The 14,449-nt window shown below is 67.0% G+C and carries 3 protein-coding genes; all 3 read right to left on the bottom strand.

The genetic code is table 11. The features are described from left to right. Positions 1-2 precede the first annotated feature (2 nt). The 3 genes from PCLY_RS20045 to PCLY_RS20055 are packed head-to-tail and all read right to left on the bottom strand — an operon-like array spanning position 3 to position 14,448. Entirely contained in the window at positions 3-1,646 is a 1,644-nt protein-coding gene (locus tag PCLY_RS20045; RefSeq protein WP_061241522.1) for a cyclic peptide export ABC transporter, read from the bottom strand. Beyond that, positions 1,646-5,428 carry a non-ribosomal peptide synthetase gene (locus tag PCLY_RS20050; protein WP_061241524.1) on the bottom strand — a complete coding sequence of 1,261 codons (3,783 nt, stop codon included), beginning with the start codon at positions 5,426-5,428 and terminating at the stop codon, positions 1,646-1,648. Before PCLY_RS20050 ends, PCLY_RS20045 begins: the two co-directional genes overlap by 1 nt. Further along, complete coding sequence (locus PCLY_RS20055; protein WP_061241526.1) at positions 5,425-14,448, bottom strand: non-ribosomal peptide synthetase; 9,024 nt, start codon at positions 14,446-14,448, stop codon at positions 5,425-5,427. The genes PCLY_RS20050 and PCLY_RS20055 overlap by 4 nt, the downstream gene beginning before the upstream one ends. Position 14,449: the final 1 nt, after the last annotated feature.

The following is a 14,449-nucleotide window of genomic DNA, read 5'->3' on the forward strand; positions in this document are numbered from 1 at the left end:
CACTACCCGACCACCTGGAAAGGGCTCTCGCTGTTGCGGTCGTAATCCACCAGTTGGCCGTAGTCGAGGCGGTAGATACGATCGGCCACGTCGAAGTAGCGGTCATCGTGACTGATGGCGATGACTGTCTTGCCGGCGGCCTGCAATTCGGGCAGCAGCTCGTGGTAGAAGACGTGGCGGAACACCGGATCCTGATCCGCCGCCCACTCGTCTAGCAGCAGCACCTCGCGGCCCTCCATCATCAGCAACAGCAGGGCCAGGCGCTTGCGCTGCCCCTGGGACAGCGCCGTGGTGGACAAGCGCCCGTCGACGAACTGCACCTTGTGCGCCAGCCCCAGGCGCTGCAGGTAATGATCGACCCGCTCCTCCAGCCCATCGAGCTGGCCGTTCTCACCGAGTACATCGGCGAACAGGTAGAAGTCGGCAAAGATCGCCGCGAAATGCTCGCGGTGCCACTCGCCGTGCGCAGCATCCAACGTCACGCCATTGAGCGAGACCGTCCCCGCGCTGGGCAGGTAGAGTCCGGTCAGCAGCTTGGCCAGGGTCGACTTGCCGCTGCCATTGCCGCCGACGATGAAGATCAGTTCGCCACGGCGAACGTGCAGATCGATGGGCCCCAGCTGGAAGGCGAACTCGTCGCTCTGCCCGGGGTAGCGGTATTGCACGTTGCTCAAGCGCAACTCACGAAAAGGCTCGGCGGCCTTGGGCGGCAAGGTGAAGTGCACCGTCTCGCCCAGGGCCAGGTCATCGATGGCCTGCAGCGCCACATGGCCGCGAATTACCGCCGGGACCGCATCGAGAATCATCGAGATCGGCGTACGCAGAAACATGATCGCCAGCACGTAGCCCACCACCACCTGCTGGCTCAACAGCCCGAAGCCCTGACCGAGGAAGAACAGCGTACCGATCAGCACGAACACCAGCAGCGAGGTCCAGTTCAGGTTGATCGCCCACAGGGTATCGGCGCGTACCGAGGCCTGCAGCGAAGCCTTCGCGATCGGCTCCAGGCGCTGGTTGTACAGCAGTTGCCGACGCTCGCGGCTCAAGGCCAGTTCGCAACGGCCGCTGATGGTCGCCTCGAACTGCTCGGTCAAGCGGTCGTCCTGCTGCCGCACCTGCTGCATCAGGCGCTTGACCTTGCGCCCAAGCAGCACGTCGAGCGCTACACCGAAGGCGATCACCGCCAGGGTCAGGGCGAAGAACGGCAGGCTCAGCCAGGCCATGTAAGCCAGGCCTGCCAGCAGCAGCAGGCCGTTGTACAGGGAGATCGGCAATTGTTTGAAGGCCGTGGCCACGGTGGTCACGTCCTTGGTCAGGGCGTTGTAGATGCGCGGGCTGCCCAGTCGCTCGATGCGCTCCAGCGCAGTGCCGAGCACCTTGCCGACCAGGCGCAGGCGCAACTGATAGACCAGGCGATGGCCAATCTGCACCAGCAGCCACTGGGCCAGGGTACCGCTGACGAACAGCAGCAACAGCAGGCCGGCGAACAGCGCCAGCGCCTGGCTCAGGTCATCCAGCCCCTGCTCCAGGCTGCGGTTGATATAGCCGATCAGACCGATGCTGCACGCCGCACTCAAGGCACTGCACAGCACCGCCAGGAAAATGCGCCAGCGCGCGTCAATCAGCAGCTCCTTCAATAACATCATCAGTCAGGCACCCTCTCGGCTTGGTGTTGCGGCGCAGTGCTTGGCGCCAGCAAGGACAACAGTTCTGCACTCAGACGCGGCTCGGCAAGGATCGCATGATGGCCGACATCCAGGCTCCGATAATGCAGCGCCTTGCGTGTGTGCGCCTGCCAGGCGGCGCGCAGGTCGCCGTGGGCATTGCTGCGCCACAGCCAGATGGGCACGTCGACCACCGGTAAGGCCTGTTCGTACAGGCGCGTCTTGATCGTCCGGTAGCGCACCATCGCGGCCTGCAACTCGGCCTCAGCGCCCTCCCACTGCAGATGCTCGCGCACTTCGGCGTCGGCCAGCAGGCGGGCCACGCCCTCGGCATAATCGCAATCGACCAGTTGCCGGGCCAGACGCTCGCGCAAGGTATCGCCAAGCGGCCGCGCACGGCTGCCACACAGGAACACCAGGTCGGCGAGCAACTGCCCACCCTCGTCGCCATCGCCAGCCAGGCTGCGCTGCGCATCATGGTCCACCACCGCCAGGGCCTGGACGTTGAAGCCTGCGGCCTGCAGATGCGCCGTCAACAGCAGCGCCAGGCGCGACGCCAGGCACCAGCCGAGCAGCACCAGCGGCCGCTGCTTGAGCGACTCGGGAATGCTCTGCACATAGCGCTGCAGCAGCGCGTTCAGATCCTTGCTTTGCCAACCCTCGTCAAATGCCGTCAAGCCATAAGCGGCCTGGTTTTCGCCCAGGTGTTTCAGCAACGGTCGGTAGTCTTTCAGGTGGCCTTCCGCGCCATGCACCAGGAGCAAGGCAGGCGCATCACCGGCCACCTCGTTCAGCACCTGCCAGCCCTCGCCACTCGCGCCCTGATCGAGGCTCTGCACCAGTTCGCGCACGGTTTGCCGCTCGAACAGCAGATTGGTTGGCGGGTTGAGCCCCAGTTGCTCGCGAATCAGCGCCACCACCTTGATCGCCGCCAGGGAATGCCCGCCCATGGCGAAGAAGTTGTCGGTCACGCCGAGATCCTCGACACCCAGCACGCGGCACCAGATTTCCAGCACCTCGCTCTCCAGCTCGCCGACCGGGGCCACCCGCGCGCCCTGCATGCGCTGCCGGGCACGCTCCAATAGCGTCTGGCGATCGAGCTTGCCATTGCTGTTCAGCGGCAGGGCTTTCAACGCGAAGATACCGGCGGGCAGCATGTAGTCCGGCAGTTGCCGGGCCAGGTCGTCGCGCAGCAGGCTGGTTGCCCGGCTCTGCCCCTCCTCCTCCACGATGAAGGCCAGCAGGCGCTCGCCATCGAGCAGCACCGCTGCCTGCTGCACGCCCGGCAGGCCACGCAAGGCCTGTTCGACTTCCGCCAGTTCCAGACGGAAACCGCGAATCTTCACCTGCTGATCGTTGCGCCCGAGGATACGCAAGGCGCCATCGGCCTGGCGCAAGGCCAGGTCACCGGTGCGATACAGGCGCGTGCCGGACAGCGGATCGCGGCCGAATGCCGAGCTGCCGACATTGCCCAGGTAGCCACGGCCGACACTGGCCCCGGCCACGCACAACTCGCCCGCCTGCCCGCAGGGCACCGGGCGCTGTCGTTCGTCGAGCAGGTAGATGCGGTTGTTGCCGAGCACCTGGTTCAAGGCCGTGCCGCTCGCCCCCTGTCCGCTGTCGATGGCGCGCCAGAGCACGCCGACCGTGGTTTCGCTCGGCCCGTAGTGGTTGTACAGGCGGCAGCCAGCTCCTGCCTGTGCCAGGCGCGCCAGCAGGCTCTCACCCACCGCTTCGCCGCCAAGCACCAGCACCTTACGGGGCAGCACACCTTCCAGCGGATGCTCGCCGATCAATGCCTCGAGGTGCGACGGAACGATCTTCAGCACATCCAGCGGATGCTCGCGCAGCTCCTCGGCGAAGGCCTGCGCATCGGTGACGCTGGCCTGGCTCAGCAGGTGCACGCAGCCCCCCTGCAACCAGGCCGGGTACAGCACGGTGTTGCCCAGGTCGGCGAGCAGCGACGACACCAGCCCGTAGTGCGCGCCGGCCGGCAAATCCAGGGCATGGATTATCTGGCTTGCATAATGGCGTAGCTGCCCCTGCTCGATCTGCACGCCCTTGGGCTTGCCACTGGTGCCCGAGGTGTAGAGCACATAAGCCAGGTGCTGCGGCGCGCTGACCACGGGCGCAGCGAGTGGTGCAGCGCTGCTGGCCTTAGACCAGGTCAGGCTGAGCACCTCGCAGGCCAGGCTCGACTCATCCAGATGCAGCACAAGCGCTGGCTTGGCATCGTCGAGAATGCTGGCCAGGCGTAGCGGTGGCAACGCCGGGTCCAGCGGCAGGTAGGCCGCGCCGGCCTTGAAGCAGGCGAGCATGGCCACCAGCATCTGCGCGCCGCGCGGCAGCAGCAGCGCCACCACCTGATCCGGGCCAACGCCAGCCTGCTGCAGGCTGCCGGCCACCCGCTCGCTCAGCTCGTCCAGCTCCGCGTAAGACAGCACCTGCCGACCATCGCGCAGCGCCGGGCTGTGCGGCTGGTTGCGCGCATGGGCACGGAAGCGCTCGACGATATCCACGTCCACTGGCAGCTCTCCGACAGTTGCCGCCGGTTGCGCCTCCTCTGCCAGCAAGGCATCCAGGCTGTCCAGCGGCGCTTGCGGCGCCTGCAGCAGTTGGCCGATCCAATGCACGTAGCGGCGCAGCAGGAGTTGCATCTGCTCACGGCGATACAGCCCGCTGTCGTACACCAGCGCCAACTGGCCCTGGCCGGATTCATCCAGCAACCAGTGCAGTTGCAGCTCCACCGGCGTGTCGAAGGACAAGGCCTGCAGTGCAGGTACCTCGGCCAGATGCTGCACACGCAGCCCGGCCTGATAGCTGGCGCGCCACTCCGGCAGCAACTCGGCCTGGCCGAGGTACTCCTGCCAGAGCACGGCGTTTTCCAATTGCCGGGCCAGTTGCCGGGCCAGGCTGAGCCAGCTGGCGTGCTCGGACAGATGCACCTGCATGGGCAGGGTCTGCTCGAACAGCCCGTAGGCGCCCTGCAGTTGCTCATAGTCGTCACGCGGGTCGTGCTGCAGGCCCAGTTGCGCATGGCGCTGACCGTTCAGGCGGCCGAGCAAGGCACCCCAGGCTGCCAGGGCGAGCGGCTCGACGGCCAGCGCTTCGCCCTCGGCCAGTGCCTGCACGGCACCGCACAAAGCAGGTTCGAGCGCCTGCTGCACGCAGCCACGGGCACCGCTGGCCATGCCATAGCGTTCGATCAGACGCAGCCCCGGCACCTCCTGCAGGGCCAGGTTGCGCCAGAACTGCATGCCCTGCTCGGCGTCCTCGTCCAGTTGCAGGCCGGCGATCCACTCGGCGTAATCGCTGTACTGCATCGGCTCGTCATCGCCCGCAACGCCATCCCCCAACAGCTCACGGCGCAGTTGCTCGAAGCTGCGCAGATCCAGCGAGTAGGCCGGCAGTGCCAGCCATAGCTGCTCGTCGCGCCACCAGGCCAGCAGATCGGGTTGCTGCGCCTGGCACTGGGCCTGGGCCTCGCGCTGCCAGGCAGCCGCATCGACACCGGCATCCGCCTGGCGCCAATCCAGGCGCAATTCACCGGGCTCGGCCACGCGCTGGCGCAGGCCAGTGGCGCCGAGCGGGCGTTGGTAGCGCAGGCGCAGCGCCTCATGGCTGTTCAGCAGATCACGCAGACATTGTTCGACCCGCTCCGGGGCAACACCGGCGATCGCCATGCGCACCCAGCGATACGCCTGCGGGTTGGCCTCGGCCAGTTGCTTCTGGGCCGGGGAAAGCGGCAGACCAAGATCCATCATGGTGTCATCTCCAAAGCGTTTTCCTCGGCCATGGCCGGTGCGGCCGCCACCTGATCGCGGCGATAGATATCGCCCATGGCGACGACGATGCGCCGCTCGCCCTCGAAGGGGTCGCGGGCATGGGCAGCAAGCATGTTGTCGAGCATCACCACATCGCCGCGCTGCCAGTCGAAACGCACCGCGCACCGCTCGTAGGCAGCGTTGATCGCCTCGATGGCGGCCTCTTCCAGCTCGCTGCCATCGCCGTAGAACACCTGCCGGGGCAGCACGCTGTCGCGCCCCTTGAGGAACTGCTCACGGATATCGGCATCGAGAAACGCCGGGTGGTAGAGCTGGATCTGGTTGAAGAAGCTGGCATCGCCGGTCAGCGGATGCAGGATCACCGCGGGACACACCTGGCGCGTGTGCAATTCGTTGGCGCCGCGCCACTCGAATTCGATCCCGCCCTCGCGGCAGATGCGCTCGGCCTCGGCACGCTCCTCGGTCTGGAAGAAGTGCTGCCAGCTGACATCCAGGCTGGCGCTGAAATTGCGCACGTACATCAATTGCTTGCGGCGCAGCTTGTTCTGCAGCCAGGCAGGCAGTTCGCGGTACACCTCACGGCTGTCGACTATGGGCGTGGCGCCGCCGCTGGCAGCCGGTGTCTCGCAATAGAACCACTGCCGACGCGGCCAGCGATGCTGGTGGGCGCTCTCGTTGTGGAACAGGATCATGCGGTCTTTCGGATAGGGCGTGGACTTGTAGATCTTGTTGCCGCCCTCCTTCTTCGGCAGATCGCCGTACTGGCCGTACAACTCCGGGCACAGCGCCTGGCAGAACTGCTCGAAGTCCGCCGGGGTCGGCAGATCGAAGCCGCGAAAGAGAATCCCACCGTGTTCGCGCAGCCAACCTTCCACTTTCTCGCGATTGGCTTCGGCCCACACCGCTGGCGCCAGTTCGCGATCGCGCAACTGCACCAGCAGCGGGAAACTGGAGCCCGCGCGCAGTGGCCGGGTTTCGATCGGTGTGGCAGCGGCAGCCGGACCGCTCTGGCGCATCTTGCCGAGTTTGCTCATCTTGCGTTGCAGCGGATTGTCCGTAGCGGTGGACATGGCAGCAGCTCCCTTGGAAGGCAGAGGTAAGGCGTCGATAGGGCTGTCTGGCGCACCCAGCGCAGCGTCGAGCAGCGCCAGGAAGTTGTCGCGCAAACGCTCGATGGTGGCCGTGCGGAACAGGCTGGTGCGGTACACCCAGCGCAGGCTGAGGGCATCGCCGTCGGCACTGGCGAACAGCGCCATATCGAACTTGGAATGGTGTTGTTCACCCGTCAGCGGCGTCACCTCGAGGTCGCCGAGGCGGCGTGGCTGACGCGGCGTGTTGTCGAGAACGAAGAGCGTCTGCAGCAACGGATGCTGGTTGGCCACACGCGGCAGATCGAGGCCTTCGACCACCTGCTCGAACGGCGTGTCCTGCCAGGCGAAGGCATCCAGACAGACATCGCGCACCAGTGCCGCCTGCTCACGGAAGCTCAGCTCCGGCTGCACGCGGATGCGCAACGCCAGCAGGTTGACGAAGAAGCCGATCAGCGCCTCGGTGGCCGGGTGTTCGCGGTTGGCCACGTCGGTGCCGATGACCAGATCGCGGCCCTGGGTTTCGCGTTGCAGCACGGTGGCATACACGGTCAGCAACAGCATGAACAGAGAAACCCCGCTGTCGCGCTGCAAGACCTCGAGACGCGCCAGCGTTGCCGCCGGCAACTGGAAGTCCAGGGCCGCTCCTGCACTGGCGTCAGCCTCGGCGCGCGGGAAGTCGAACGGCAATGGCACCTGGCTTGGGATGCCGGCCAGGGTGCGTTGCCAGAACTGCTGACCCTGGCGCTGACGAGCCCGCAGCGCGGGCGAAGCCTGCCACGCGGCATAGTCGACGTACTGGATTTCCAGTTCCTGCTCGACCGGCGCCTGACCCTGGCTATAAGCCTCGTAGCCCTCGACCAGCTCACCGATCAACACCGAACCGGACCAGCCGTCGGAGGCGATATGGTGCAACACCAGTTGCAGCACATGCTCCTGCTCACCCAGGCGATACAGCACCGCACGCAGAGACGCCTCGCTGCTTAGCTCGAACGGCCGCGTGGCCAGCTCATGGGCTGCCTGCGTCCACTGTGCTTCGCTGACGCTCACCTGCTGCAACGTCAGCGTCGACTGCTCATGGATACGCTGGCGCGCCTCGCCCTGCTGCTGGTGGTAGGTGGTGCGCAGGATCGCATGGCGACGCACCACGCGCTGCAAGGCACGCTGCAGCGCCTCGACATCGAGCTGGCCACGCAGACGCACGTTGTTGCTCATATTGAAGCTGCTGTCATCCGGCTGCAGTTGCTGCATCAGCCAGACCCGTTGCTGCGCAGGCGATAGCGGCTGATCGAATTGCTGATCAATCTGCGCGATGTGCAGGCCAGCCGGGTCGATGGCGGCGGCCTGGGTCTCCAGGCGCGCCGCCAGTTCCGTCAGCAAGGGCGTCTCGAACAGCCAGCGCAGCGGCACCTCGAAGCCCTGCTCGCGCAACCGCGAACGCACCTGCGCAGCCATCAGCGAATGCCCGCCAAGCTGGAAGAAGTGCCCATCGAGCGGCACCGCATCGAGCTGCAACACCTGCCCCCAGATCTCGCTCAGCAGCGTCTCGCTGGCGCTCATCGGCCGCTGTGCGCTGCTTGCCGTGCGAGGCACGTCACTCATCTGCGGCAACTGCTTGCGATCCACCTTGCCGTTGCTGTTGAGCGGCAATGCGTCCAGCGCTTGCAGATGGGTCGGCAGCATATACACCGGCAGGCGCTCCTGCAGATGCTCGCGCAGCGCGTCTGCGCTCGGCTCGGCACCAGCCTGCGCGACCCAGAACGCGGCCAGGTGCTCGCCCTGCACCGCCACCACCGCCTGGGCGACATCAGGATGAGCGAGCAACGCCGCCTCGATCTCGCCCAGTTCGATACGGAAGCCGCGCAGCTTGATCTGATCGTCGCTGCGGCCCAGGTAATACAACTGGCCGTCGGCCTGCCAACGCGCCAGATCACCGGTGCGGTACAGGCGCCCGCCTGTGCCGAACGGGTCGGCGATAAAACGCTCGGCGCTCAGCGCCGGCTGCTCGGCATAACCACGGGCCAGCCCGTCTCCGGCGATATACAACTCGCCGACACGACCCGGCGGGACTTCGCAGAGGAACTCGTCGAGCACATGGCAGCGCGTGTTGAGCAGCGGCCTGCCAATCGGCACCACCGGCTGAGTCAGCTCAGTCACTGGCGTTTGGGTCGACCAGACACTGGTTTCGGTCGGCCCGTAGACGTTGATCAGGCAGCCCACGACTTGGCGCAGCTCGCCGGCCATTTCCGCCGCCAGCGCCTCGCCACCGGCCAAAGCGACACGCCCGGCCAGCACCTGGCGATCGCCCTGCAGCAGCATGGCCCAGGTCGCTGGGGTGGCCTGGATCAGCTCCACCTCACGCTCACGGATCAGTTGTGCCAGCAGCAGCGGATCCTGGCGTTGCTCGTCATCGGCCAGTACCACGCTGCCACCGCGTACCAGCGGCAGGCACAGCTCCAGGCCGCTGATATCGAAGGTCACGGTGGTCAGCGCCAGGTAGCGCTGTACACCGTCCAGCGGCAAGGCGCGCTCCATCGCCAGAAGGAAGTTGGCGAAGTTGCCCCGGCTGATCTGCACGCCCTTGGGCTGCCCGGTGGAACCGGAGGTGTAGAGGGTGTAGGCCAGTTGCTGCAGGTGCCTCGGCAGCGCCGGTGCATGGGCCGGCTGCGCCGACAAGGCCAGATCCTGCCAGCGCTGACAACGCAGCGTGGCCGGAAAATGCTCATCCTCACGTTCGCACAGCAACAGGTGCGGCCGTGCCCGCTGCAGGATAGCCGCCTGCCGCGCAGGCGGATGGCTGGGGTCGAGCGGCAGATACTGCGCCCCGGCCTTCTGGATGCCCAGCAGGCAGACCAGCAGGCGCTCGTCGCGCGGCAGGCAGAAGGCAACAGTCGATTCCGCCGTTACACCCTGGCTCAGCAACCAGTGGGCAAGCTGGTTGGCCTGCGTCTGCAACTGCCCGTAGTTCAGTTGCCGGTCGCGGCAGAACAGCGCAGTACGCTCAGGATGCAAGGCGGCCTGCAGCTCGAAGCGGGTCACGAAATCCGCCTCGACATCCAACTCGGCAGCATCGCCAGCACGCGACAGACGCTGGACCGACGCCAAGGGCAAGTCCAGCAGCGGCCGCTGCAGATCCAGATGCGCCAGGCTGGCCAGCACGCCCAGGTAGTCGTCCACCAGGCACTGGATGCGTGCCGGGTCGAACAGCGCGGTGGCGTATTCGACGATCAGTTGGCTGCTGGCCTCATCGCCACGGCCCTGGCTGAACAGGTTGAAGGTCAGGTCGAACTTGGCGCTGACCGCGCCCTGCGGCAGCGCCAGGGGCGCGACCGTGACGCCAGGCAGGTGCAGGTTGCGCTCGCCGAGGTGATCCACCTGATAGTTGAACAGGGTCTGGAACAAGGGCGTGCGGTCAAGGCTGCGTTCGACCTGGAGCACCTCGAGCAGGCGCTCGAAGGGCAGTTGCTCGTGGGCCCTGTCATCGGCCAGGCGCTGGCCAAGGCGCTGCAGGAAATGCTCCAGGCTTTCCCGCTCTTCAAGCTGCACGCGGTAGGCCAGAGTGTTGACGAACAGGCCGACCAGCGCCTGGCTGTCCGCCGCTTCGCGCCCGGACACCGGCAGGCCGATGGCGAAATCGCGGCGCCCGGAATGTTTCCACAGCAGCAGTTGCTGCGCGGCGAAATACAGCACGAAGGGTGTCACCCCAAGCTGCCTGGCGCGGGCCGCGAGTGCCGAGGTCAGCTCGCCCGGCAATGGGAACTGCTCACGGGCGCCGGCATAGGCTTGCAGTGCCGGGCGTGGGCTTTCACTGAGGGTCAGCGGCTCATCGCTCAAGCCCTGCAGGCGCTGCTGCCAGTAATCCAGCAGTGCCTGGCCGGCATCCCCTTCCAGCGTCTGGCGCTGCGCTTCGATCACCTGCAGCAGGCCGGTGGCCGGCGCCGCCTGGCGACCTTCATAGAGGCTGGCCAGATCCTGCACCAGCAACCCCATGGACCAGCCGTCCACGGCGATATGGTGAGCATTGAACAGCAGGCGGTAATCATCGTCGCCGCACTGAAACAGGTCGATGGCCACCAGCGGCCCCTGGGCCAGGTCGAAGACCCGCTGCGCGGCCCGGGCAATCGCCGTCTCGCGCGCCTCAGCCGACGCTGCACGCAGATCGTGCAGGGCGAAGCTGGTCTCGGGCGCCGCGTCCAGGCGCTGACGCACCTGCCCGTTGTCCTCGAAGAAGCGGCAACGCAGGGCTTCGTGCCGTTCGATCAGGCCCAGGCAGGCGCTGTGCAGGCGTGGCACGTCCAGCTCGCCGTGCAAGGCCAGCAGTTGCGTGACGTTGTAGGCGGTGGCTTCGGGTTCGAGCTGCTGCATAAACCACAGCCGCTCCTGGGCATGGGACAGCCGTGCCACGGCGCTGACCGGCGCGGGCGGTGCATCTGCCGCAGCGGTGCAGGGCGCAGCGGCGGGCTCCAGCGCGGCCGCCAGTTGCCGTGGCGTGGGGTTTTCCAGCAACTGGCGCGGCATCAGGCGCAGATCGGCCTGACGCAGCCGGGCGATCAGTTGCAGGCTGAGAATCGAATCGCCGCCAGCGGCGAAGAAGTCGTCGTCCAGCCCCAGTTGCGGCTGGCCGAGCAATTCACGGAAGGCCACCAGGATATTGGCCAGGCGCGGCTGCGCGCGGGAGTCGGCACTCGCCGCCATGGCCGCCAGGGTCGATTGTTCCAGCACGTCGCGCGGTTGCAGTTTGAGCCCCTGACGAGCGGCCAATCCGATTAGTTGCAGGCTGAGAATCGAGTCGCCACCGAGGGCGAAGAAGTCGTCCTGACGACTGACCGCGGCGCAGCCCAGCACCTGACTCCAGAGCGCAGCCAGCACTTGCTCGCTGGCACTCTGCGGCGCCTGCCCGCTCTCATCCACGGCCACACTGGTTTGCGGCTCGGGCAAGGCACGGCGATCCAGCTTGCCATTGGCGGTCAGCGGCAAGGCGTCCAGACTCGACCAATACGCCGGTTGCAGCGCTTCGGGCAGTTGCGCACGGGCTTGCGCCTGGAGGGCGCTCAGCTCGTCCGGGATCAGGCGCGGCGCGACATAGGCCACCAGTTGCAGACGACCCTGAATCTCGCGCGCCAGCACGGCAGCTTCGCGCACCAGCGACTGTCGGCTTAGCCAGGCGCTGACCTCGCCGGGTTCGACGCGGAAACCACGAATCTTCACCTGATCGTCCTGGCGCCCGAGAAACGACAAGCGCCCATGGTGATCCAGGCGTACCCGATCCCCGCTGCGGTAGAAACGCCGACCTGCGTCATCGATAAAGGCAGCGGCCGTGGCTTCGGGTTGGCCGAGATAGCCCTGGGCGACCTGCGGGCCGCCGATCAGCAGCTCGCCGGCCACGCCGCGCGGCACCGGCTGGCCCGCCGCATCGACGATACGCAGCTCGGCACCGGCCAATGGCTGGCCCAGCGGCAGGTAAGCGCCCTGCCCGGCCTCCGTCACCTCGCCACAGACCACGCCGACGGTGGTTTCCGACGGGCCATAGTGGTTGAACACGCGCAGCTCCGGCGCCAGTTCGCGGATGCGGGCGAACAGCGCCGCATCGAAGCCTTCACCGCCGAGAATCAGCAGTTGCCGAGGCAATACGCGCTGGGCAGCATCCAGCGCCAGCAGGCCGCGCAGGTGCGAGGGGGCGATCTTCAGGCAGTCGACGGGATGCTGCGCCAGGAAGTCGGCCCAGCCCGGTGGATCGAAGGCCAGCGCGGCCTCCGGCAGGATCAGCGGATCACCTGAGTGCAAGGCGGCGAATACGCAGGTCAGGCCGAGGTCGGCGGCCACCGTGGCCAGGGTCGCCCAACAGCTGCCGGCACTGGCCTGCAAACGCTGGCTGACGGCGGCGGCGTAGTGCGCCAGGTTGGCATGGCTGACCAGCACGCCCTTGGGCTGGCCGGTAGAGCCCGAGGTGTAGATCAGGTAGGCGGCCTGCTCGGGCTGGCTAAGGCTGGCCACCGGCTGCTGCGGGGCGGGCGCGGCAAGGTCGGCGGCGCTCAGTTGCAGGCGCGCCACTGCGGCGTTCAGCGCCGGCGCCTCGGCCAGGGTCAGTAGCAGGCTCGCCGCGCTGCTTGCAAGCAGTTGCTCAAGACGCTGCGCGGGCTGTGCCGGATCGAGAAACAGGCAAGTCGCGCCACGCTGCCAGCAGGCCAGCATCGCCAGCACCTGCTTGGCGCTGCGCGGCATGCACAGGGCCACCACCTGGCCGGGCTCGACACCCTGCTCGGCCAGGCGCAGCGCCAGGGCCTGCACGGCATTGCCCAGCTCGCCATAGGCCAGCGTCTGCCGGGCCTCGCACAGGGCGGGCGCTTGTGGCGTACGCGCGGCCCATTGCTGCACCTGGCGGTCCAGCGGCTCGGGGCTGGCGTTCAGCGCGGGGCCCTGCAGTTCGCTGCGCGGCGAGGCCAGGCGCAGCGCCGACAGACGCCGTTCGGGATTGCTTGATGCGTCCTGCAGGATGGCCTGCAGATCGTCGAGCAGTTGCTCGATGGTGGCGGCCTCGAACAGCTCGTCGCTGTATTCCAGCTCGCAGCGCAGGCGCTGGTCGGCGCAACGCAGCAGGCGCAAGGTAAGGTCGAACCGGGCATGGCGCTGCGGCGGGTCGAGCACCTCGACGCTCACGCCTGGCAAGCTCAGGGTGCGGCTTTCCGGCAGCTCAACCTGCACGAACATGGCCTGGAACAACGGGCTGGAGCGCGGCCGGTCGAGGGCTTCGAGCACCTTTTCGAAAGGCAGGGTCTGCTGGTCGAAGGCGGCTGCCACACTGTCGCGGGTGCGCAGCAGAGCACTGCGAAAGTCCGGGTCATCCTCCAGGCGTTGACGCAACACCAGAGTGTTGAGCAGCGGCCCAATCAACGGCGCCAGCTCGGGGCGATCGCGTTGTGCCACCGAGGTGCCCAGGCACAGGTCGCGTTCGCCGCTGTAGCGCGCCAGCAGGCAGGCGAAGGCCGTCAGGCCGAAGATATACAGGGTCACGCCCTGCTCACGAATCGCCTTATCGACCTGCGCCGACAAGGTAGCCGGCAGCTCACGCACTCGCACTGCACCACTGTGGCGGCGCTGGTTGGTCGGCGGCTGCGGGTGGTCGTATGGCAGAGCCAACGGGCCAGGCGCATCGGCCAACTGGTTGCGCCAGTAATCGAGCTGCTGGCGGCAGGCGTCGCTGGCTAACCATTCGTGCTCCCAGGCTGCGTAGTCGGCGTACTGGATGCTGAGCGATGGCTGCTGAGCGGGTTCGCCCAGGCTCAGCGCGCGGTAGCCCTCGGCCAGTTCGCGGGTCAGTTGCTGGGCCGACCAAGCGTCGTAGGCAACGTGGTGGATGGTGAAGAACAGCCAGGTGCTGCCCTGCTCAGCATCGCTGAACGCGCGCCAGCGCCAGGGCACCTCGCGGCTCAGGTCGAAGGGCTCGGCCAGTTGCCGAGCGTACTCGTCGGCGCACCATTGCTGCGGGTCAGCGATAGCTTCTGGCGGCAACGGCTCGACCGCTGGTAGGCCCGCCGTCCAGGTCTCGCAATGCGCCTGCAAGCGGCCATGGGCATCGGCCAGATAGCGGGTGCGCAGGATGGCGTGGCGCTCCACCAGTTGCTGCATGGCCTGCTGCAGGCACGCCAGATCCAGCCGACCATCGAAGCGCAGCACCGAGCAGAGGTTGTACAGCGCGCGGCTGCTCAGGGCCTCAGCGGAGAGAAAACGCAGTTGCGCATGGGCCAGCGGCACCGCGGCCCCCTCCCCGCCAGTGGCCGGGACGATAGGCAGGCGCCAGCTATCGATGCCCTTCTCGGCCAGGCGCTGACGGAACAGTTGCTTCTTGTCCGCTGGCAGCGAGGCCAGGCGCTGGGCGATCTCGACAAAGGCCTGTTGGTTGGTCGCATTCATC

It is taken from the genome of Ectopseudomonas composti (assembly GCF_001567565.1).
Classification (GTDB): Bacteria; Pseudomonadota; Gammaproteobacteria; order Pseudomonadales; family Pseudomonadaceae; genus Aquipseudomonas; species Aquipseudomonas composti_A.